This is a genomic window from Rhodococcus sp. IEGM 1370, from assembly GCF_033142325.1.
GTDB lineage: Bacteria > Actinomycetota > Actinomycetes > Mycobacteriales > Mycobacteriaceae > Rhodococcoides.
In genome coordinates this window covers 32,966-53,524 of the sequence record NZ_JAWLRY010000023.1, presented here as the reverse complement: position 1 = coordinate 53,524, position 20,559 = coordinate 32,966, and the positions used below count along the sequence as shown (strand labels likewise).

The window sequence follows — 20,559 nt, the reverse complement described above, 5'->3', positions numbered from 1 at the left end:
GTGGTCGAGTTCGCCGAGGAGCTGGGCACGCAGCTGGTTCGGCTGCAACGCCTGCGTGAGCGCAACATCGCTGCGATCTCGTCCTCGGGCGGTGTCGACGGTGCCGCGTACGTATGCTTGTTCCGGCTCCTGCGCGACGGACCGATGCGGTCGAGTGAACTCGCCGCCATGGTGAATTCCGATCCGTCGACGGTGAGCAGGCAGGTGGCTCAGCTGGTCGAACGGGGGCACGTCGAGCGGCTGCCCGACAAACGTGACGGTCGAGCGTTCGTGCTCGCGGTGACCGCGTCGGGTCAGGAAGCGGCGGCAGCGATCCAGCAACGACGAACCGACAATCTCGGACGGGTGATCGAGGGGTGGACACGGCAGGACCGAGAATCGCTCGTGACGTTGCTCGATCGATTCTTGACCGATTACGAAACCATCAGGCCGGACCTGCCCGACCGTCGCGCAGGTAGCGTCTGATCGGCGGGCGATCCACGATCGGGGCGATCGAGGCAGTGCGCAGTCGCTCGTAGAGCAAGCGCGGACGGAGGGGATGCTGTGCCGATCGGTCGTGACAAGCCGTCGCTCGCGTCCGATGCCGGGACCCGTCGGAACTCGGTACGACTCGAACGCCGGGTGGCGCGAGGAATCGCCGTGCTGGTGCCCTCGTTCGGTCTCATCGGGGCGATAGCGATGCTGTCCTCGGACGGTCCTGTTGGACCGACTGCTGTTGTCGTGTGCCTGGTGGTCTTGCTGTCGACTCTCCCGGTAGGGGCATGGTGGTGGCTGCGCTCTTCGGACGCCTCCCACATGCCGGGATGGTTCGTCGTGTACGCCGACGTGGGCGTACACGACGATGCTGCTGACCTTCGACGACCGTGATCTCGCGCTGTACGGCGCTGCCCTGTTCGCCGTGATCGGGACCTACATCGCGTACTTCTCGCGGCGAACGGTGCTCAAGTTCCACACGGCATTCGTCAACGCGGTCATTCTGCTACTCGCAGTGCTCGCCCTGGTCGAGCGGCCGGAGGATCCGGCGTCGATCCTCGCCCGCACCCTCGTGACGGTTCTGGTGGTCAACTCGGTACTCGCGTTCCGCGCAGTGATCCAGCGCCAGCTCGATCTCGCCAACACGGACTCGCTGACCGGACTGCTCAACAGACGCGGCCTGGAATTGCGGCTCCAACGCATGATGAACTCGCTGGACGAGCACCGTTCCGTCGCACTCATGGTGGTCGATCTGGACCAGTTCAAGCGGGTAAACGACACCTACGGTCATGCGGTGGGGGACCGAGTGTTGCGCCGGACGGCCCGCAGGCTGACCGCGGTCACGGGCACGAGGCCGTGCGTGGCACGCACCGGCGGTGAGGAGTTCACCATCGCGCTACCGGTCGACGATGCCGCCGCGCACCGGATCGCCCACGAGATCCTGGAGTCGATTCACGACCCAGCCGACGACGTGCCGGTGACGGTCAGTGTCGGGGTGGCCCTGCTCGACGGCAGCCGATGGTTCACCGCCAGTGAGTCCGGTGACAGTGCCGGTCTGGTCCACAACGTGCTGCTCGACGCCGACACGGCGATGTACGAGTCCAAGCACGCGGGCGGAAACAGAGCAACGGTGTACGCCGGCGAATGATCCGCCGGCATACACCGTTCGTCGTTCGGGGAAGAATGTGCTCCGTGCGTCAGCGCAAGGCGCTCTTGGGGTCGTTCCACAGCTGATCGGTGAAGTCCTCCAACGCGACGAGAACGATGGTGTCCTCGGTACGGCGCAGGATCGACTTGCTGGCGCGCACCTGCACGATATCGCCGGTCTTGTCGGTCATCCGCCACAGAGAATCCGCGCGGGTGGCCACCGTCGTGAGGAACATGTCAGCGACGTTGACACCCTCCGGAGCCCGGTCGGGGAAGATGTCGTGCAGGTGGAAGTCCTCCCGCTCGGTGCGGTCGAGACCGAACAGATCGTCGAAGGCCTCGTTCGCGAACACGATGGCACCGGTGGGGTCGACCGCGAGGATCGGCACCGGGATCCGGTCGAGGACGACCGTCACCGGCAGATCGGGAAACTGAGTCGGATCCGAAATCGGTCGCGAATCGAGATTGCGCCGATCACCGTTGGAAGTGCTGTCGGTCATACGTCTCCCCAAACTATGTTTCGTCGGCCCACGGCCGAGACGAGGTGTGTGGTGCCGAAACGATCAGTGACCCGGATTGTCCGCCAAGCGCTTGAATGATGCAGCGATTTCGGCCTCTGCCTCTGCGCGCCCCACCCAGTCTGCCCCGGTGACGTGCTTGTTGGGTTCGAGATCCTTGTAATGGACGAAGAAGTGCTTGATCGCATCGAGCTCGAACGTCGAGACGTCGCTCAGGTCCTGGATGTGATCCCAGCGGGTGTCACCGGCCGGAACGCACAGCACCTTGTCGTCGCCGCCGGCCTCGTCGACCATCTTGAACATCGCCACGGGGCGGGCCTCGACGATGACGCCGGGGAACACCGACTCGGGCAGCAGCACCAGTGCGTCGAGCGGGTCGCCGTCCTCGCCGAGCGTGTTCTCGATGAAGCCGTAATCGGCTGGATACGCCATCGCGGTGTAGAGGTAGCGATCGAGGCGAACACGTCCGGTGACGTGGTCTACCTCGTATTTGTTGCGCTGCCCCTTGGGGATCTCGATGGTGACGTCGAACGGCACGTGCAGTCCTCACTGTCGTCGTCGAGCCGGAACGGCTCGAGTCGTTGGGAATGTGTCGATGGTGGCGGCGCAAGGCTACCGGACCCGAGGATACTGTTGACTGGACGATCATGGGTACGACCACGGCAGTTACGGAGGAACGGTGGCGGGGCTGACACGGCGGTTCCTCGGCCCCACAGCGGGTCGACGGCGCAGGAAGAAGCGCGTGATCCTGACGCTGTGTGCGCTGTTCGTGGTGATCCTCGCTGCGACGACCGCCGCGCTGGTGCTGCCGTCGGTGTCCGACGGTGCCGAGACCGCCATCGAGCCTCCACCCGAGACGGTGCTGCCGAACCCGCTGATCACCCCGTTTCCGGAATCGGCACCGATGCCGAACGCGGCAGGTCTGGCAGCGGCGCTGGCCCAGGTGGTCGACGATCCAGCCCTCGGCACGTTCACCGGAACCGTCGCCGACGCGCAGACCGGGCAGGTGCTCTGGTCTCAGAACCCCGATACCCCGATGACACCTGCCTCGACCACCAAGGTGCTCACCGCGGCGGCAGCGATGCTCGGGCTCCCGGCGGATCATCGCGTCACCACTCGCGTGGTCCAGGGCAGTGGCGAGGGCGACATCGTGCTGATCGCGGGCGGCGACCCCACCCTCACCTCGCTGCCGGTCGGCACCGACGGGTTCTATCCCGGGGCGGCGCGCATCGACGACCTGGTGGAGCAGATTCGGCGCAGCGGAACGGTGGTGCGCAGCATCGGCGTCGATACCTCGATCTACTCCGGTGACACGATGGCGCAGGGTTGGTTTCCCGCCGATATCGCCGCCGGCTCGATCACTCCGATCGAACCGATCATGCTCGACGGCGGAAGATCGGACCCACTGGTCGACGAGTCCCCGCGCAGCACCACCCCGGCACTGGACGCGGGCCGCGCACTGGCAGCCGGGCTGGGCGTCGACCCGGCGGCGGTGACGACCGGCAGAGCGGCCGACGGGGCCGATCAGATCGCATCCGTCGAATCCGCGCCGCTGCGAAACCGCCTGCAGCAGATGATCTACCGCTCCGACAACGTCCTCGCCGAGGCCATCGGACGCGAACTGTCACTCGAGATGAACACGGCCGCAAGCTTTTCCGGTGCAACGGCAGCGATCGGGCAGACCCTGTACTCCGCAGGTTTCGACATGACCGGACTCACGCTGGAGGACGCCAGCGGGCTGTCGGTCGACGGCAGGATTCCGGCCAGGCTGCTCGATCAGGTGTTGACGTCGGCAGCCGGAACCGAGCAGCCGGCGCTGCGTCCGATGCTCGATTACCTTCCCGTCGCCGGTGCCACCGGAACCCTGACGGATCGATACGCCTCGGGGAACCGAACCGGAGCGGGGTGGGTTCGAGCCAAGACCGGAACCCTTTCTGCTGCAAGCGCTTTGGCGGGATATGTCGTCGACGTCGACGGCCGAATCCTGACCTTCGCCCTGATGTCCAACGACCGGCCGCCCGACGTCAGTCGCCCCGCCCTCGATGCCGTCGCATCGACCCTGAGATTGTGTGGTTGCCAGTGAACACGGACGCAGCAACGAAGGCCGACGACAGCGCAGCCACCTCCGGTTTCGCCGGAGCCGTCGACTGGTCCGTTGCGGCCAAGACCGGAGCGAAGCTGGCCCGCAAGGGCCCGGCCACCTCTCGCTACACCGCCGCTGCAGCCGTGGAAGAGCTTGCCGCCGCGTCCATTCGGGCCGAGGGGCCGGTTCGCGAGACCACCGGCCTGGCCGACGGACTCCCCGTGCCCGACGCCCAGGTGGTCGACCGCGCCGGCTGGATCGCCGCGGCCGCGTCGTCGATGAAGCACCTGACCGGAGACGACGACGGTACGCCGCCGTCGGGCCTGCTCGGCGGAAAGCCGGCCGGACTGCAGGCCGGAGCGATGCTGGCCTTTCTGTCCAGCGCCATTCTCGGACAGTACGATCCGTTCACCGGCGAGAACGGAACGCTGCTTCTGGTCGCGCCCAACGTGATTGCCGTCGAGCGGGCGCTTCGTGTCTCGCCGAGCGACTTCCGGCTGTGGGTGTGCTTGCACGAGGTGACGCACCGAGTGCAGTTCTCCTCCGCTCCCTGGCTCGGCGGTTACATGCGCGAGAACGTGGGGGTGCTCTCCGACGGCACGGACGAGCCGCTCACCGATGTCGCCAACCGGCTGACCGGCGCGCTGAAGGCCCGCAAGAATCCGAGCGGGGCGTCGAAGTCCGAGGACGCAGGCATCGTCGGGCTGCTGCGCGCCACCCAACCGCAGCCCCAGCGCGACGCCATCGACCGGCTCCTCGTGCTGGGCACCCTGCTCGAGGGTCACGCCGACCACGTGATGGACGCCGTCGGACCGGCCGTCGTGCCGACCGTGACGCAGATTCGCGGCGCCTTCGATCAGCGCAGGCAACGCAAGGTGAACCCGCTCCAACGTGTGATCCGGGCACTGCTCGGCATGGACGCGAAGATGGCGCAGTACGTGCGCGGCAAGGCGTTCGTCGATCACGTTGTCGCCGCAGTGGGAATGGAACGCTTCAACACCGTGTGGACGGGCCCCGACACGCTGCCGTTGCTGTCGGAAATCGAGGACCCGGACGCCTGGATCGCCCGAGTGCTGGGCTAGTGCTCCTACCCGAGGGAGTGGAGCCTGCGGAACGACCCAAAATGCCCGAGGGGCCCGCACTGTTGGAGGTCAGGCATGCGGTGCGTGGATGGCTCGCGGCTTATCCCGGGCCGGTGGCCGTCGCGCTGTCCGGTGGCGCGGATTCGCTCGCTTTGACGGCCGCGACCGTGGCCGAGGCCCAGAACGTGCGCGCCCTGATCGTCGATCACGGCCTGCAGGCCGGCTCGGCAGAGGTTGCGGCGACGGCTGCGGCACGGGCGTCGGACTTGGGAGTGGTCGATGCGCGCGTGCTGCCGGTGGAGGTGACCGGCTCGGGTGGGACGGAGGCCGCCGCCCGCCGGGCCAGGTACGACGCGTTGGATCGCGAGCGCGGCGACGCGTCGGTGCTGGTGGCGCACACCCTCGACGATCAGGCCGAAACGGTGCTGCTCGGGCTGGGGCGCGGATCGGGCCCGCGGTCGATCGCGGGCATGGCGGCGTTCGATGCGCCGTGGGGTCGGCCGCTGCTAGGGATTCGACGCAGCGTGACCAGGGCTGCCTGCGTCGAGTTGGGGATGGAGCCGTTCGAGGATCCGCACAACACCGACCCCGATTTCACTCGGGTGCGGTTGCGTCACGAGGTGCTGCCCCTGCTCGAGGACGTGCTCGGCGGTGGTGTCGCCGCTGCACTCGCCCGGACCGCCGAGCAGTTGCGCGAGGACGGCCGGGTGCTCGACGCGATGGCCGAATCCGTCGTCGGGTTGGGTGCGTCGGAACTGGAGGTGTCCTCGATCGACTCGCTCGACATCGCGATTCGTCGCCGCGTACTGCGCCGATGGTTGCTCGGCCGGGGTGTGACGTCGCTGACCGACCGGCAGATCCGGGCCGTCGACGCCCTCGTCGGACGGTGGACCGGCCAGGGCGGGGTTGCGCTGCCGGGAGGTACGCCCGACGCCAGGTTGGTGTGCTCGCGTCGGCATGGCAGGCTGAGCGTCGGCCTGGAGAACGAATGAAGGGAAACCCCGTGTACGAGGGCGACATCGAATCGGTTCTCATTTCCGAGGAACAGATCAAAGTGCGCACTGCGGAACTCGCAGAAGAGATCGCCCAGCGGTATCCCGAAGGCTCACCCGAAGGTGACCTGCTCCTGGTCGGTGTCCTCAAGGGCGCGATCATGTTCATGACCGACTTCGCCCGGGCCCTGCCCATCCCGGCGCAGCTCGAGTTCATGGCGGTCAGCTCCTACGGCTCGTCCACCTCGTCGTCGGGTGTCGTTCGAATCCTCAAGGACCTCGACCGCGACATCACCGGACGCCACGTGCTCATCGTCGAGGACATCATCGACTCCGGTCTGACGCTGAGCTGGCTCAAGCGCAACCTCGCGACCCGCTCGCCTGCCTCGCTGTCGGTGGTGACGTTGCTGCGCAAGCCCGACGCCATCAAGGTCGACGTGGAGGTCGCGAACGTGGGCTTCGACATCCCCAACGAGTTCGTCGTCGGCTACGGCCTCGACTACAACGAGCGCTACCGAGATCTGCCCTACATCGGTCTGCTCGATCCCAAGGTCTACAGCTGAGCTGGTTTCTTCGGTTCGTCCGGTCCACCCCGTTCGCGTGAATGGACCATTGCCGCGCCGAGACGTGTGCAAGGGTCCATCGATGCGGATAGTGTGCCCGACAGGTGGGGAACTGCCGGGGGAGTGCAGTCGTTGGAGGGGAAGAAGCGTCGACGCAAACAGGTGCGTGGACGCACAGCGCCAGGTATGAGCGAGTCAGATGTCCGAGTCTCGCGCTAGCCTGGAGTATCCGGCGGGCAGGGAGCAGCCAGCGCGCGGGAGCGGACTGAAAGGACACGGCCGACTCGGCTGAAGCTGTATGAATCGGAAGACAGTAATACGAAATCTTGCCATCGTTTTCGGCATTCTGTTGGTGATCTATGCCTTCAGTTACTTCGGTAACGACACGCGGGACTGGAAGACGGTCGACACCTCGGTGGCGATCGCCCAGCTCGACGATCGCAATGTCGAGTCCGCGCAGATTGACGACCGCGAGCAGCAGATCCGGCTGACTCTGCGGGAGGCGTCCGACGCCACCGACAACGAGACGCAGATCATCGCCAAGTACCCGGACTCGGCGTCGGAGCAGATCTTCGACAAGGTCGACTCGCAGGGCCTGGCGAGCTACAACACCACCGTCACCCAGGAGAGCTGGTTCAGCTCGTTCCTGCTGCTGATTCTTCCGATGGTGCTGATCCTCGGCGTGATCATCTTCGTCATGAGCCGCATGCAGGGTGGCGGCCGCGGCGGGGTCATGGGCTTCGGCAAGTCCAAGGCCAAGCAGCTGACGAAAGACATGCCCAAGACCACGTTCGCCGATGTCGCAGGCGCGGACGAGGCCGTCGAAGAGCTCTACGAGATCAAGGACTTCCTGCAGAACCCGGCCCGCTACCAGGCGCTCGGTGCCAAGATTCCGCGCGGCGTGCTGCTGTACGGCCCTCCCGGAACCGGCAAGACGCTGCTCGCGCGCGCCGTCGCAGGCGAGGCCGGCGTCCCGTTCTTCACCATCTCCGGCTCGGACTTCGTCGAGATGTTCGTTGGCGTCGGTGCATCTCGTGTGCGCGACCTCTTCGAGCAGGCCAAGCAGAACAGCCCCTGCATCATCTTCGTCGACGAGATCGACGCCGTCGGTCGCCAGCGCGGCGCGGGCATGGGCGGCGGCCACGACGAGCGCGAGCAGACGCTCAACCAGCTGCTCGTCGAGATGGACGGCTTCGGTGAGCGCACCGGCGTCATCCTCATCGCCGCCACCAACCGCCCCGACATCCTCGACCCCGCCCTGCTGCGTCCGGGCCGCTTCGACCGCCAGATCCCGGTCGGTGCCCCCGACCTGGCCGGCCGTCGAGCAATCCTGAAGGTGCACTCGGCAGGCAAGCCCGTTGCTCAGGACGCCGACCTCGAAGGTCTCGCAAAGCGAACCGTCGGGATGTCCGGTGCCGACCTGGCCAACGTCATCAACGAAGCAGCGCTGCTCACCGCTCGCGAGAACGGCACCGTCATCACCGAGGCGTCGCTCGAGGAGTCGGTCGACCGCGTCGTCGGTGGCCCGCGCCGCAAGAGCCGCATCATCAGTGAGCACGAGCGCAAGATCACCGCGTACCACGAGGGTGGTCACACTCTCGCCGCGTGGGCGATGCCCGACATCGAGCCCGTCTACAAGGTCACCATCCTCGCTCGCGGTCGCACCGGCGGCCACGCGATGACGGTGCCCGAGGACGACAAGGGCCTGATGACGCGGTCGGAGATGATCGCTCGTCTCGTCATGGCCATGGGTGGCCGCGCAGCGGAGGAACTCGTCTTCCACGAGCCGACCACCGGTGCGTCCTCGGACATCGACCAGGCGACCAAGATCGCCCGCGCGATGGTCACCGAGTACGGCATGAGCAGCAAGCTCGGAGCCGTTCGGTACGGGCAGGAACAGGGCGATCCGTTCCTCGGCCGTTCGATGGGCCAGCAGTCCGACTTCTCGCACGAGGTAGCCCGCGAGATCGACGAGGAGGTGCGCAAACTCATCGAAGCGGCGCACACCGAGGCGTGGGCCATCCTCAACGAGTACCGCGACCTGCTCGACACCCTTGCCTCGGAGCTGCTCGAACGTGAGACGCTCACCCGCAAGGACCTCGAGAAGATCTTCCACAGTGTCACCAAGCGTCCGCGCATCACCCTGTTCAACGACTTCGGTGATCGCAAGCCCTCGGACAAGCCACCGGTCAAGACACCCCGCGAACTCGCCGCCGAGCGCGGCGAGCCGTGGCCTCCGGTACCGCCGGCCCCGAAGCAGCTTCCGCCGCAACAGTTTCCGCAGCCCAGCTACGCCGGTTCTCCGCAGCTGACCAAGGGCGGCTACCCGAACGGAAGCAACGGATACAACGGCGGACCGACCAACGGCGTGCCCACCAACGGCGCCCCGTCGAACGGTGCTCCGACCAACGGTGGCCCGGCCAACGGATCACCGAGCACCGGGGACGTCGATGCGCCGAACACCGGTGGTGGCCGACGCAGCGCCCCCGCAACCGGCGGTTACAACGGCGGTGGCTACAACGGTGGTTACGGCGGCCCGACCAACGGAGGCGCTCCCAACGGGGGCGGATACTCCGAAGGCCAGCGTCGGCAGGAACCTCGCCCGAGCGGCCCCGGCCAGGGCTCGCGTCCCGATTACGGTGCCCCGGCCGGATGGTCGGCTCCGGGGTGGCCCCCGCGCGACCAGCCTGCGGTTCCCCGGTACCAGGGACCGACAACGCCGCCGGTTCACGATCAGCCGAACCGCGAGCAGCCGGGATCGGACCAGAATCGGTACGAGCCGCCGCAGGGTCAGCCTCCGACGTACCGACAGCACCCGACCTATCAGCAGCCGCAGGCATACAAGCCGCCGACCGCTGTGCCGTCGAACCAACCGCCGACGAATCAACAGCCGGGATATCAGCCGCCGCAGTATCAGCCGGATCCGTTCCGGCCGGACACTCGGGACCAGGGTCGAACCTCTCGGCACGAGCCCCCGTACGGCCAGCACCAGGACGATGCCGGACCGGCCGAGGCGTCGCCACCCACGTGGGAGGTGCCGACTCCATCGCAGAGTTATCCGCTGCCCGGAGACGATCGTCCCTCGCACAACCCGTCCGAGGACTCGCACCGAGACGAGCGAGCAGAGGACGACGGCGACGAAGGTCCACGCACCCAACGCTGGGAAGGGCCGGGCGGTTCGTACCGCTAGGTCGGTCATTAGGCTGGCTGGGTCGACCCTTTCGGTCGGCCCAGTCCGTCGTTCGAACCGTGCTGCAGGTCGGCGCAGCTGCTCCGTGAGGAACAGGTGCGGTTCGGCCCAGCTGTCACATTCGCGGAGCCCAACCGGAGGTACGTTCTCGTGTCAGTCAACCGGACCGACGAGTCGGCAATCGACTCGGCAGAAGTCCCAGCAGCGCAGCAGCGGGCAGTGGAACAGACAGTGGCCTACGCCACCGGCGCGGTCTTCGACCAGCCCCGTGCCGAGGCCGCAGTGCGTGAGCTGTTGATCGCCGTCGGCGAGGATCCCGACCGTCCGGGTCTGCTCGACACGCCGGCCCGTGTGGCGCGTTCCTATCGGGAAATCTTCGCTGGGCTCTACACCGACCCGGACACGGCGCTGAACACGACATTCGACGAGGGGCATCAGGAACTGGTGCTCGTCCGCGACATCCCCATGTTCTCCACGTGCGAGCATCACCTGGTCTCGTTCCACGGCGTCGCACACGTCGGGTACATCCCGGGCAAGAGCGGCAAGGTCACCGGCCTGTCGAAGCTCGCGCGCGTGGTGGACATGTACGCCAAGCGCCCGCAGGTTCAGGAACGGCTGACCAGCCAGATCGCCGACGCGTTGATGCGCAAGCTCGACCCGCGCGGTGCGATCGTCGTGATCGAGGCCGAGCACCTGTGCATGGCCATGCGCGGGATTCGCAAGCCGGGTGCCAGCACCACCACGTCGGCGGTGCGGGGTCTGTTGCAGTCCAGCGCGGCATCGCGTTCGGAAGCTCTGGACCTGATTCTGCGGAAATGACGCGTCCGGTCGAGTCCCGATGAACCCGGCGCGCAGTATCCCCCCGGCACCGGTCGTCATGGGTGTCCTCAACGTCACCGCCGATTCGTTCTCCGACGGCGGTCGATACCTCGATGTCGATGCCGCCGTCGAACACGGGCTGGCTATGCACCGTCGCGGAGTCGACATCGTCGACGTCGGTGGCGAGTCGACGCGTCCCGGAGCAGACCGGATCGATCCGACTCTCGAGGCGCAGCGCGTCGTGCCGGTCATCGCTGCGCTGGCCGCAGCAGGGGTGACCACCAGCGTCGACACCATGCGTGCCTCGGTCGCCGAGGCCGCGATCGAGGCCGGGGTCTCGATCGTCAACGACGTCTCGGGTGGTCGCGCGGATCCGGCCATGGCCGGGGTCGTTGCGGACGGCGGATTGCCGTGGATCCTGATGCACTGGCGAGCTGCCGGATCCGAGTATCGGCACGCCGGCCCGGCCGATCGATACGACGACGTGGTCGCCGACGTCCGCAGCGAACTGCTCGAACAGGTCGATCACGCGGTGGCCGCGGGCGTGGACACGGCGATGCTCGTGCTCGATCCAGGCCTCGGATTCGCCAAGAACGCCGAGCACAACTGGCAACTGCTGCGGGGCCTGCCGGACTTGGTGTCGGCCGGCTTCCCGGTACTCGTCGGTGCTTCCAGGAAGCGCTTTCTCGGCTCGCTGTTGGCGGACGACGACGGTACTCCGCGACCGCCGGACGGGCGAGAGATCGCCACCGCCGTGGTGTCGGCGCTCGCGGTCGCCGGGGGAGCATGGGGTGTGCGCGTGCACGACGCCCGCGCATCACTCGACGCGGTCGCCGTCGTACGGGCATGGCAGGGTGATCGGGCATGAGCGAGATCAGCAGCCACGGCGGCAGGGGGACGCGCCGCGGCGACCGCATCGAACTACGGGGCCTGACGGTGCGCGGCAATCACGGCGTCTTCGACTTCGAGAAGCGAGACGGGCAGGACTTCGTCGTCGACATCACCGTGTGGATGGACCTGCGGCCCGCGGCCGAGACCGACGACCTGACCCGAACGCTGCACTACGGAGAACTGGCCGAGCACGCTGCGGCCGTCGTCGCGGGCCCGTCCAAGGATTTGATCGAGACGGTCTCGGCCGAGATCGCCGAGGTCGTGTTGGCGTACGACTCTCGCGTCGACGCGGTGGAAGTGGTGCTGCACAAGCCGTCGGCCCCGATCCCACTGACGTTCGGGGACGTTGCCGTGGTGGCGTACCGGGAGCGGGCGTGACCCGCGCGGTGCTGTCCATCGGCAGCAACATCGGCGACTCCCTTGCCCACTTGCGTTCTGTCACAACTGAATTGGGTTCGCGCCTGGTGTCCTGCTCGCCGGTGTACCGTTCGGCTCCCTGGGGTGGCGTCGAGCAGCAGGACTTCCTCAATGCCGTCGTAGTGGCCGAGGACGATGCCTTCGACGCCTGGGATTGGTTGCGTTTCGGTCAGCGTCTGGAGGAGGCGGCCGATCGCGTTCGAGTGCAGCGGTGGGGGCCGCGGAGCCTCGACGTCGACGTGGTGGTGTGCGAGAACACGATCAGCGACGACCCTCGTTTGATCCTTCCGCACCCGCGCGCGCACGAACGAGCGTTCGTCCTGCTGCCGTGGCTGGACGTCGAACCGGACGCCACCCTGCGCCTCGGCGACGACGACGTGCCGGTGACCGAGTTGCTCGCGCGACTGAGTGCGGAGGAGCGGGCCGGGGTGACGAAGCAGGAGTGGAGCCTGCAGGAACGACCCGTGGAGCACGACGGCGTCGGTGATGGGTCGTGGTGACCAATCCCACCAAGGTCTGGGATGTCTTGGGTCTTTTCCTGGTGGCCGCGATCGGCACGTGGCTGTTGGTTCGGGTCTTCTACGGCTCGTTGCCGCCGATTCCGGTGTACGCCGGGGCGTCGTTGTATCTGGTGGCAGTGGTGCAAGTGGTGACTGCGGTGATCGTGCGCAATCGCATCGCCGAGCACCGGGTGGGCACCGGTCTGCACGATCTGCATCCGCTGACGGTGTTCAGGGCGTTGGTGTTGGCGAAGGCATCGATGCTGGTGGGGACTGCAGTCGTTGGCGTGTGCGTCGGATTTCTGGTGTACGTGCTGCCGCGTGCGGCGACGATACGTGCAGCGTCGTCGGATCGGGCCGGAGCCGTCGTTGCGCTCGTGGCCGGACTGGCCGTCGTCGCTGCTGCGGTGTGGCTCGAACAGTGCTGCCGTGCCCCGAAAGACCGTGACGACGAGCGTTCTCGGTAACCCTCGAAACATTTGATTGTTACCTCGGTTGTGTAAGTGATCGGTCGAGGATGACTATTTGCGAACGATTTGCCAGTTACCCTTGTGGACATGACAGATCAGACTCGCGCAAAGAAGGGACGCCGTAAGAGGCGTAGTGCGAGCCAGCTGTTCCTCGCGGCGCTCGTCGTGTTCGGCATCATCGCCAGTGTGTTGTTGCTCTTCACCGAGAGCGTGCAGTGGATGAGAGTCGGTGTTCTCTCGGCGCTGTGGGCTGCGGTGATCGGTGCGTTCGCGATGACCAAGTACCGGCGTGAGGCGGCCGCAGATCAAACCAAGGCCAAGGACCTGCAGACGGTCTACGAGCTGCAGTTGGCTCGGGAGATCTCGGCGCGACGCGAGTACGAGATGAGCGTCGAAGCTCGGGTTCGTGGCGAATCGCAGCTCGAGATCGACGAGGTCGCAGCGCTGCGCAACGAACTCGCTGCCCTTCGCCAGAATCTCCAGGTGCTCTTCGACGGCAATCTGCCCACCGAACGTGTGGCACTGCGCGCCGAAGCGATGAGGATGCAAGAACTCGGCGGACGCGGATACGACAGCTACCAGCCTGCGCCGTCCGGCCTGTACGTCCCCGGTCGCGGGAACGGCAACGGTGCGATGGCACCGGGAACCGGCCTCAACGGTGTCGGAACGCCCTACGACGAGCCGGTCACGGCCGAGACCTCGGTGGTGTACCCCGAGGATCCGGACGAGATGCCGCAGGCCACAGCCTCCGCACCGGCGGCGGCCGCCGAGGCGGATCAGGATCGGTATGCCGAGGATTCGTTCGCGGAAACGAGCTACGACACCGAGTCCTCCGATGCGGACTCGTTCGAACGAACCGGGGCGCAGGCACGTCCTTACGGCGCACCGAGGCCTGCGGGGCGCGTCACTCCGCCCAGCTCGCCTTTCACCGCATACGACTTCGAGCAGACGCGTCGACCCGTTGCCGAGCCGGAACCGGCGGCGGAGCCCGAGCCACAGGTCGAGGAAGAGACGTACGAGACCGGACACGCGGACGTAGATGCGGCCGGTTCGTATTCCACGGAGTCGTTTTCCACGCAGTCGTTTGCGGCGGAGCCGGCCGAGCAGTACGAAACCGAACCTGCAGCGCAACCGAGCGACGACGCCTTCTCTGCCTCGCGCGCCTCGTTGCGTGAATCGGCCGACGCGTTCTTCACGGCCGATCAGGACTACGAGACACCGGCCGAGGACACTGCCGTCTCGTCCCGGCGAGGTCGGAGGCGCGCGGAATCGGCCGACGACGAGGACGCGTCGGGCGCACACTCGAACGGTCGATCGGTTGCCGAGATCATGGCCGGTCTGCAAGGCGGAGGGTCCGGTGATGCGGCCGTGACCGATCCGGGTACACGTCGCCGTCGTCGTCGCGCAGACTGAGAACCAGATCACACAGCTCTCCCATGGCCTGCAAGGGGTCGCGGTCGCTATTGTTCCGTGCAGGACGTCTGGTACCCGCCGAGCGGGACTGGAACGAACGAGAGGAATTTTTCGGTGACCTTTTCTGGCACCGGTGGTCTGTCTCCGGCTCGCCTGACGGTTGGTGTCGTCTCGGCGGGACGGGTCGGCACCGCATTCGGTGAGGCGCTCGAACGCGTCGGGCATGTCGTCGTCGGTGCTGCCGCGGTGTCCGATGCGTCCCTCGCACGGGTGCGTGAGCGACTTCCCGAGTCCCAGGTTCTGCCCGTCGACGAGGTTGCTCGTCGCGCAGAGCTGCTCGTTCTGGCCGTACCGGACAGCGAGTTGGCGTCGATCGTCGCGGGCCTGGCGTCCACAGGGGCGGTGGCACCGGGAAAGTTGGTGGTGCACACCTCCGGCGCGAACGGAATTTCGGTGCTCGAGCCCCTGGCTGCCCTCGGAGCCGTGCCGTTGGCCATCCATCCGGCGATGACGTTCAGCGGCGGAGTCGAGGACACCGACCGGATGACGGCGGCGTGTTTCGGCATCACTGCAGGCGACGAGATCGGCTATGCGGTGGCGCAGGCTCTCGTCCTCGAGATCGGCGGCGAGCCGGTGCACGTGCCCGAGAACAACCGAGCGCTCTACCACGCCGCGCTCGCTCACGGCAGCAATCACCTCGTCACTCTGGTGGTCGACGCGGTCGAAGCGCTCCGGGTTGCCTTGGCGGGACCAGGTTTTCCCGGTTCGGACTCCGAACGTGGTGTACCCGAGCGGGTTCTGGCTCCACTGCTCGAAGCTGCGCTGGACAACGCGTTGCGCAACGGCCAGTCGGCGCTCACCGGACCGGTGGCCCGCGGCGACACCGCTGCAGTCGGCAAGCATCTCGACGTACTCGAATCCGTGGATGCGCGGATCGCAGCCGGATACCGCGCCCTGTCGTTGCGTTCGGCGCAGCGCATCGGTGCCAAGGCAGACCTGATCGAACTTCTGGAAGGGAATCGATGACCCTCGCGGGCAGCTACACCAAGGGGCAGTTGACGGTTCACCACGATCCCGCGGTGATCACGTCGGTGTCGAAAGCGCTGCGAGGCGTCGGGAAGCAGGTTGCTCTGGTCCCGACCATGGGCGCGCTGCACGCCGGGCACCTGCAGTTGGTGCGGCAGGCCAAGCTCACCGGTGCCGTGGTGATCGTGTCGATCTTCGTCAACCCGTTGCAGTTCGGTGTGGGTGAGGACCTCGATTCCTACCCGCGGACCCTCGACGCCGACGTCGCACTGCTGCGTGAGGAGGGCGTCGAACTGGTCTTCGCGCCGTCGGCGTCGGACATGTATCCGTCGGGTCCGCGCACCACCGTCAATCCCGGTCCGCTCGGCGCTGAACTCGAAGGACGGAGCAGGCCAACGCATTTCGCCGGAATGCTCACCGTCGTGGCCAAGCTGCTGCAGATCGCGGCTCCCCATCGCGCGTACTTCGGGGAGAAGGACTACCAGCAACTGACGTTGATCCGACAGATGGTGCGCGATCTGAACTTCGACGTCGCGGTCATCGGGGTGCCGACGGTTCGCGAGCAGGACGGCCTCGCACTGTCCTCGCGTAACCGATATCTCGATGCCGAGCAGCGCGACGCGGCGATGGCATTGTCGGCCGCGCTGGTGGCCGGGGCGCACGCTGCGGCGGGCGGTCCCGAGGCCATCATCGCCACCGCGCGTGCCGTCCTCGACGAGGCACCGCTGGTGCAGGTCGACTACCTGGAGGTACGCGACCCGCATCTCGGCCCCGCTCCCGAACGTGGAGACGGAAGACTGCTCGTGGCCGCCAAGGTGGGCACCACGAGATTGATCGACAACGTCGGTGTCGCCGTCGGCACCGGTTTCCTCGAGTACCCCGACGACCCGAAGAGCTGAGGGCACAGCATGTTTCGAACGATGATGAAGTCCAAGATCCATCGCGCCACCGTCACGCATGCAGACCTGCACTACGTGGGCTCGGTGACCGTCGACCAGGATCTGATGGAGGCAGCCGATCTGCTCGAAGGCGAGCAGGTCACCATCGTCGACATCGACAACGGTGCTCGACTGGAAACCTACGTGATCACCGGACAGCGCGGCAGCGGTGTCATCGGAATCAACGGAGCCGCAGCGCATCTGGTGAACCCGGGCGATCTGGTCATTCTGATCGCCTACGGGGTGATGAACGAGCAGGAGGTTGCCGACTATGCGCCGCGGGTGGTGTTCGTCGACGAGAAGAACCGTCCGGTCGAACTCGGCAGCGACCCGGCCCATGCGCCTGCGGGCTCGGGTCTGATCACGCCGCGCGATCTGCGGGCCGATTCCGTGCTGGTCTGATTCGATGCTCCTCGCGATCGATGTGCGCAACACCAGCACCGTGGTAGGACTGTTCACCGGCACAGGTGATCACTCGAAACTGCTGCGCGATTGGCGAATTCGGACCGACCCGCATGTGACGGCCGACGAGCTGGCTCTGATGTTGCGCGGTCTGCTGGGTGAGGACGCCGAACGGATCACCGGAGTCACTGCGCTGTCCACCGTGCCGTCGGTGCTGCGGGAGATGCGGACGATGCTCGCGCGCTACTGGGATCACGTGGTGCACGTGATGGTCGAACCCGGTGTGCGGACCGGCGTGCCGTTGCTGGTCGACAACCCCAAAGAGGTCGGTGCCGATCGCATCGTCAATACCCTTGCCGCACACGACCTGTACGGCTCGGCATGCATCGTGGTGGACTTCGGTACCACCACCTGCGTCGACGTCGTCTCGGCCAAGGGTGAATTCCTCGGCGGTGCCATCGCTCCCGGACTGGAGATGTCGGCGTCGGCCATGTCGACTCGCACGGCCACGTTGCGCGAGGTGGAGATGGTTCGGCCTCGTTCGGTGCTGGGCAAGAACACCGTCGAGTGCATCCAGTCGGGCACCATCTTCGGGTTCGCGGGACTGGTGGACGGCCTCGTCGGGCGAATTCGACGCGAGGTTCCCGAGGTGACCGGAACGGATGTCGCGATCATCGGCACCGGCGACATCGCCGCGCTGATCCTGCCCGAGTCGACCACCATCGAGCACCACGAACCCGACCTGACCCTCGAGGGCCTGCGTCTGGTCTACGAACGCAACATGGCAAAACGACGTCCGCGCTGAGTGTTTCGGTGGTGTGGGGTAGCGCATCGGGTGTTCGTGTGTCAGAATCGTCGGCGTGATGACGTGCATGGCCACCCAGGAGTGTTGTCGAGGCTGAACCCTGCCTCGTTCGTAACACACCCCTGGAGTAGAGCTTCATGCTTTCCACACCTGTACTTTCTGCACCCTCCCGCACCCGATTGTCGTCGCGTTCGGTCTCGACGCTGCCGACTCGGTTGCGTCCACCCGACCTGCTGCGGATCGCCGATCAAGGCGCATCCGACGTCCTCGAGGGCCGCTTCGACCACCTGCTTCCCGATGGCGGCCTCTGGCCGACCGTCGAGCGCTGGGCCGCCAGGCTGCATTCCGACGACGATCTCGACGTCTGGCTGATCAGCTGGGTTCCCGATCGTTCCACCGAACTGCACGACCATGCGGGCTCGCTCGGCGCGCTGACCGTTCTGAGTGGATCGCTACTCGAATATCGTTGGGCTGGAACAGGACTGAAGCAGCGTCGTCTCGACGCCGGTGATCAGGCGTCGTTCCCGCTCGGTTGGGTGCACGACGTGATGCACGATCCGACGTCGGCGACGACCGGGCCCACCCTCAGTGTGCACGCCTACTCGCCGCCGCTGACGGCGATGTCCTACTACGAAGTGACCGAACGGTCCACGCTGCGTCGTACCCGCAGCGAGCTCACCGACGCACCCGAAAAGGCCACGCTGTGACCATCCAGACCATGACCATCGTCGAAATGCTCGAATCCGCGCGCGAGACCATCGATCGCACGACCGTCTTCGAGCTGCGCGACGCCGTCGCCCGCGGAGCCGTCGTCGTCGACATCCGCCCGCAGGCGCAGCGCGCCGTCGAGGGGACCCTGCCCGGAGCGCTCGCCATCGAACGCAACGTCCTCGAATGGCGTCTGGACCCGACGAGCGATGCGCGCCTGGCGATCGCCGTCGATCACGACGTGGAGTGGGTCGTCATCTGCTCGGAGGGCTACACCTCCTCGCTCGCGGCCGCGTCGCTCAAGCTGCTGGGTCTGCACAAGGCCACCGATCTGGTCGGCGGCTACCAGGCCCTGAAAACGGCTGGATTGCTCGGGGTGTTGACGCAGGCCAAGCACTGCGTTCGTGAAGCCGAGGCCGTCGCAGCGCACTGATCGTCCTGACAGTCCTGGACTGTAAAGTGTCTGCGCGTGAGTGATACAGCTTCTACCCAGCCGGCCGACGACACCCCGGAGCAGCTACGGATTCGTCGCGCCAAGCGCGCTTCGTTGCTCGAGCGCGGGGTCGAGGCGTACCCGGTGTCGGTTCCGCGGACCCATTCGCTGCTCGAGATCCGAACCGAATTCCCCGAGCTCGAACCCGATACGACGACCGGCCTGATCGTCGGAGTCGTCGGCCGCGTCATCTTCGTGCGCAACACCGGCAAGCTGTGCTTCGCGACGCTGCAGGAGGGTGACGGCACTCAACTGCAGGCGATGATCAGCCTGGCCGGCGTCGGCGAGGACGCTCTGGCGGAGTGGAAGTCCGATGTGGATCTCGGCGACTTCGTCTTCGTGCACGGCGAGGTCATCAGCTCCCGTCGCGGCGAGCTGTCCGTCATGGCCGACGGCTGGCAGATCGCGTCGAAGTCGTTGCGGCCGTTGCCCGTCGCGCACAAGGAGCTCAACGAGGAGACGCGCATCCGGCAGCGTTACCTGGACCTGATCACCAACCCGGTCTCACGAGAGACCGCCCGCAAGCGCATCGCCGTCGTTCGTGAACTGCGCAACGCACTCGAGCGTCGTGGTTTTCTCGAGGTCGAGACGCCGATGCTGCAGACGCTGCACGGCGGTGCGGCTGCCCGACCGTTCGTCACCCACTCGAACGCGATGGACACCGATCTCTACCTCCGCATCGCACCGGAGCTGTTCCTCAAGCGCTGCGTCGTCGGCGGCATCGAGAAGGTCTTCGAGATCAACCGCAACTTCCGCAACGAAGGTGCCGACTCCTCCCACTCGCCGGAATTCGCGATGCTCGAGACGTACGAGGCCTACGGCACGTACGACGATTCGGCGAAGATGACCCGTGAGCTGGTCCAGGAAGTGGCCATGGCCGCGCTCGGATCCACGGTCGTGACGCTGCCCGACGGCACCACCTACGACCTCGGCGGCGACTGGACGACGCTCGAGATGTACCCGTCGCTGTCGGAATCGCTCGGATTCGAGGTCACTCCCGACACCACCGTCGACGAACTGCTCGCGATCGCCGACAAGGTGGGCGTCGAGGTGCCGCGCAAGGACGGCGTCCCGATCTACGGCCACGGCAAGCTCGTCGAGGAGCTGTGGGAACACCAGGTGGGCGACGCATTGACCGAGCCAACGTTCGTCCGCGACTTCCCGGTCGAGACGTCCCCGCTGACGCGTCAGCACCGCAGCAAGCCCGGCGTCACCGAGAAATGGGATCTGTACGTTCGCGGATTCGAGCTGGCCACCGGCTACTCGGAGCTGGTGGATCCGATCATCCAGCGCGAGCGTTTCGAGGACCAGGCGCGTCAGGCCGCCGCCGGCGACGACGAGGCCATGGTGCTGGACGAGGACTTCCTCGCCGCGATGGAGCAGGGCATGCCGCCGACCACCGGAACCGGCATGGGCATCGACCGTTTGCTGATGGCGCTGACCGGCCTCGGCATCCGCGAAACGATCCTGTTTCCGATCGTCAAGCCGTCCCAGACCTGATCGGACGGTAAAGGACTGTTCGCCAGCAGCGGACAGCCGATGGGAAACGTTTTGCATAGTGCCTGCGTTATGAACAGTAAGCAGCCACGGAAGTCCGTTCGAGTGGGCGGTTGCGCAGCATTTCAGGGG

The 20,559-nt window shown here is 66.5% G+C and carries 23 protein-coding genes; 21 read left to right on the top strand and 2 right to left on the bottom strand.

What is annotated here, in order from left to right; genetic code table 11:
• From R4P47_RS21720 to R4P47_RS21710, 3 genes are all read left to right on the top strand, one after another.
• Entirely contained in the window at positions 1-465 is a 465-nt protein-coding gene (locus R4P47_RS21720) for a MarR family winged helix-turn-helix transcriptional regulator (protein ID WP_068053636.1), read from the top strand.
• Positions 466-543: 78 nt separating this feature from the next.
• The gene (locus tag R4P47_RS21715) at positions 544-867 is read left to right on the top strand and encodes a hypothetical protein (protein ID WP_317785700.1); all 324 of its coding nucleotides are present in this window, start codon (positions 544-546) and stop codon (positions 865-867) included.
• Positions 842-1,621: a GGDEF domain-containing protein gene (locus tag R4P47_RS21710; protein ID WP_317785699.1), complete on the top strand. Its 780-nt coding sequence runs from the start codon at positions 842-844 to the stop codon at positions 1,619-1,621. Before R4P47_RS21715 ends, R4P47_RS21710 begins: the two co-directional genes overlap by 26 nt.
• A gap of 49 nt (positions 1,622-1,670) precedes the next feature.
• On the opposite strand, the gene R4P47_RS21705 is transcribed toward R4P47_RS21710, so the two are convergent.
• Both R4P47_RS21705 and R4P47_RS21700 read right to left on the bottom strand, forming a co-directional pair.
• Complete coding sequence (locus R4P47_RS21705) at positions 1,671-2,120, bottom strand: PAS domain-containing protein (RefSeq protein ID WP_032395173.1); 450 nt, start codon at positions 2,118-2,120, stop codon at positions 1,671-1,673.
• Positions 2,121-2,183: 63 nt separating this feature from the next.
• Positions 2,184-2,675, bottom strand: a complete 492-nt coding sequence (locus R4P47_RS21700; protein WP_068053642.1) for an inorganic diphosphatase — start codon at positions 2,673-2,675, stop codon at positions 2,184-2,186.
• 142 nt (positions 2,676-2,817) lie between these two features.
• On the opposite strand from R4P47_RS21700, the gene dacB reads away from it, so the two are divergent.
• The 18 genes from dacB (at position 2,818) to lysS (ending at position 20,430) form a co-directional block, all read left to right on the top strand.
• Positions 2,818-4,221, top strand: coding sequence for a D-alanyl-D-alanine carboxypeptidase/D-alanyl-D-alanine-endopeptidase (gene dacB, locus R4P47_RS21695; RefSeq protein ID WP_411567368.1), 1,404 nt, complete (start codon positions 2,818-2,820; stop codon positions 4,219-4,221).
• Positions 4,206-5,303 carry a zinc-dependent metalloprotease gene (locus R4P47_RS21690; RefSeq protein WP_300521113.1) on the top strand — a complete coding sequence of 366 codons (1,098 nt, stop codon included), beginning with the start codon at positions 4,206-4,208 and terminating at the stop codon, positions 5,301-5,303. The genes dacB and R4P47_RS21690 overlap by 16 nt, the downstream gene beginning before the upstream one ends.
• 41 nt (positions 5,304-5,344) lie before the next feature.
• On the top strand, positions 5,345-6,295 hold the full coding sequence (gene tilS / locus R4P47_RS21685) for a tRNA lysidine(34) synthetase TilS (RefSeq protein ID WP_317785698.1): 951 nt from the start codon (positions 5,345-5,347) through the stop codon (positions 6,293-6,295).
• An 11-nt stretch (positions 6,296-6,306) separates the two neighbouring features.
• The gene (hpt, locus tag R4P47_RS21680) at positions 6,307-6,858 is read left to right on the top strand and encodes a hypoxanthine phosphoribosyltransferase (protein WP_317785711.1); all 552 of its coding nucleotides are present in this window, start codon (positions 6,307-6,309) and stop codon (positions 6,856-6,858) included.
• A 298-nt stretch (positions 6,859-7,156) separates the two neighbouring features.
• The gene (ftsH, locus tag R4P47_RS21675; RefSeq protein ID WP_317785697.1) at positions 7,157-10,048 is read left to right on the top strand and encodes an ATP-dependent zinc metalloprotease FtsH; all 2,892 of its coding nucleotides are present in this window, start codon (positions 7,157-7,159) and stop codon (positions 10,046-10,048) included.
• 219 nt (positions 10,049-10,267) lie between these two features.
• The gene (gene folE, locus R4P47_RS21670; protein WP_037195562.1) at positions 10,268-10,867 is read left to right on the top strand and encodes a GTP cyclohydrolase I FolE; all 600 of its coding nucleotides are present in this window, start codon (positions 10,268-10,270) and stop codon (positions 10,865-10,867) included.
• Positions 10,868-10,886: 19 nt separating this feature from the next.
• Complete coding sequence (gene folP / locus R4P47_RS21665) at positions 10,887-11,735, top strand: dihydropteroate synthase (protein ID WP_317785696.1); 849 nt, start codon at positions 10,887-10,889, stop codon at positions 11,733-11,735.
• The gene (gene folB, locus R4P47_RS21660; protein WP_317785695.1) at positions 11,732-12,136 is read left to right on the top strand and encodes a dihydroneopterin aldolase; all 405 of its coding nucleotides are present in this window, start codon (positions 11,732-11,734) and stop codon (positions 12,134-12,136) included. The genes folP and folB overlap by 4 nt, the downstream gene beginning before the upstream one ends.
• Entirely contained in the window at positions 12,133-12,675 is a 543-nt protein-coding gene (gene folK, locus R4P47_RS21655) for a 2-amino-4-hydroxy-6-hydroxymethyldihydropteridine diphosphokinase (RefSeq protein ID WP_317785694.1), read from the top strand. The genes folB and folK overlap by 4 nt, the downstream gene beginning before the upstream one ends.
• Positions 12,672-13,142: a DUF3180 domain-containing protein gene (locus R4P47_RS21650; RefSeq protein WP_149406707.1), complete on the top strand. Its 471-nt coding sequence runs from the start codon at positions 12,672-12,674 to the stop codon at positions 13,140-13,142. The genes folK and R4P47_RS21650 overlap by 4 nt, the downstream gene beginning before the upstream one ends.
• A 90-nt stretch (positions 13,143-13,232) precedes the next feature.
• Positions 13,233-14,558, top strand: coding sequence for a DUF6779 domain-containing protein (locus R4P47_RS21645; RefSeq protein WP_317785693.1), 1,326 nt, complete (start codon positions 13,233-13,235; stop codon positions 14,556-14,558).
• 114 nt (positions 14,559-14,672) lie between these two features.
• The gene (locus tag R4P47_RS21640) at positions 14,673-15,584 is read left to right on the top strand and encodes a Rossmann-like and DUF2520 domain-containing protein (protein WP_149406459.1); all 912 of its coding nucleotides are present in this window, start codon (positions 14,673-14,675) and stop codon (positions 15,582-15,584) included.
• Positions 15,581-16,483: a pantoate--beta-alanine ligase gene (gene panC, locus R4P47_RS21635; protein ID WP_094670018.1), complete on the top strand. Its 903-nt coding sequence runs from the start codon at positions 15,581-15,583 to the stop codon at positions 16,481-16,483. The genes R4P47_RS21640 and panC overlap by 4 nt, the downstream gene beginning before the upstream one ends.
• Before the next feature lie 9 nt (positions 16,484-16,492).
• A complete protein-coding gene (gene panD, locus R4P47_RS21630; protein ID WP_068053679.1) occupies positions 16,493-16,924 on the top strand; it encodes an aspartate 1-decarboxylase in 432 nt (143 codons plus the stop codon).
• 4 nt (positions 16,925-16,928) lie between these two features.
• Entirely contained in the window at positions 16,929-17,729 is an 801-nt protein-coding gene (locus R4P47_RS21625; RefSeq protein WP_269595900.1) for a type III pantothenate kinase, read from the top strand.
• 137 nt (positions 17,730-17,866) lie between these two features.
• Positions 17,867-18,436: a cysteine dioxygenase family protein gene (locus tag R4P47_RS21620; protein WP_317785692.1), complete on the top strand. Its 570-nt coding sequence runs from the start codon at positions 17,867-17,869 to the stop codon at positions 18,434-18,436.
• 11 nt (positions 18,437-18,447) lie between these two features.
• Entirely contained in the window at positions 18,448-18,870 is a 423-nt protein-coding gene (locus tag R4P47_RS21615; protein ID WP_317785691.1) for a rhodanese-like domain-containing protein, read from the top strand.
• A 36-nt stretch (positions 18,871-18,906) separates the two neighbouring features.
• Complete coding sequence (gene lysS, locus R4P47_RS21610) at positions 18,907-20,430, top strand: lysine--tRNA ligase (RefSeq protein WP_149406463.1); 1,524 nt, start codon at positions 18,907-18,909, stop codon at positions 20,428-20,430.
• The last annotated feature ends 129 nt before the right edge of the window (positions 20,431-20,559 follow it).

What these genes read in the sequence shown, in the direction of transcription:
- R4P47_RS21710 (WP_317785699.1), top strand. Translation starts at nt 842, where the DNA reads ATGCTGCTGACCTTCGACGACCGTGATCTCGCGCTGTACGGCGCTGCC.
- folB (WP_317785695.1), top strand. Translation starts at nt 11,732, where the DNA reads ATGAGCGAGATCAGCAGCCACGGCGGCAGGGGGACGCGCCGCGGCGAC.
- panD (WP_068053679.1), top strand. Translation starts at nt 16,493, where the DNA reads ATGTTTCGAACGATGATGAAGTCCAAGATCCATCGCGCCACCGTCACG.
- ftsH (WP_317785697.1), top strand. Translation starts at nt 7,157, where the DNA reads ATGAATCGGAAGACAGTAATACGAAATCTTGCCATCGTTTTCGGCATT.
- R4P47_RS21625 (WP_269595900.1), top strand. Translation starts at nt 16,929, where the DNA reads ATGCTCCTCGCGATCGATGTGCGCAACACCAGCACCGTGGTAGGACTG.
- R4P47_RS21645 (WP_317785693.1), top strand. Translation starts at nt 13,233, where the DNA reads ATGACAGATCAGACTCGCGCAAAGAAGGGACGCCGTAAGAGGCGTAGT.
- panC (WP_094670018.1), top strand. Translation starts at nt 15,581, where the DNA reads ATGACCCTCGCGGGCAGCTACACCAAGGGGCAGTTGACGGTTCACCAC.
- R4P47_RS21705 (WP_032395173.1), bottom strand. Translation starts at nt 2,120, where the DNA reads ATGACCGACAGCACTTCCAACGGTGATCGGCGCAATCTCGATTCGCGA.
- folP (WP_317785696.1), top strand. Translation starts at nt 10,887, where the DNA reads ATGAACCCGGCGCGCAGTATCCCCCCGGCACCGGTCGTCATGGGTGTC.
- R4P47_RS21620 (WP_317785692.1), top strand. Translation starts at nt 17,867, where the DNA reads ATGCTTTCCACACCTGTACTTTCTGCACCCTCCCGCACCCGATTGTCG.
- tilS (WP_317785698.1), top strand. Translation starts at nt 5,345, where the DNA reads ATGCCCGAGGGGCCCGCACTGTTGGAGGTCAGGCATGCGGTGCGTGGA.
- R4P47_RS21615 (WP_317785691.1), top strand. Translation starts at nt 18,448, where the DNA reads ATGACCATCGTCGAAATGCTCGAATCCGCGCGCGAGACCATCGATCGC.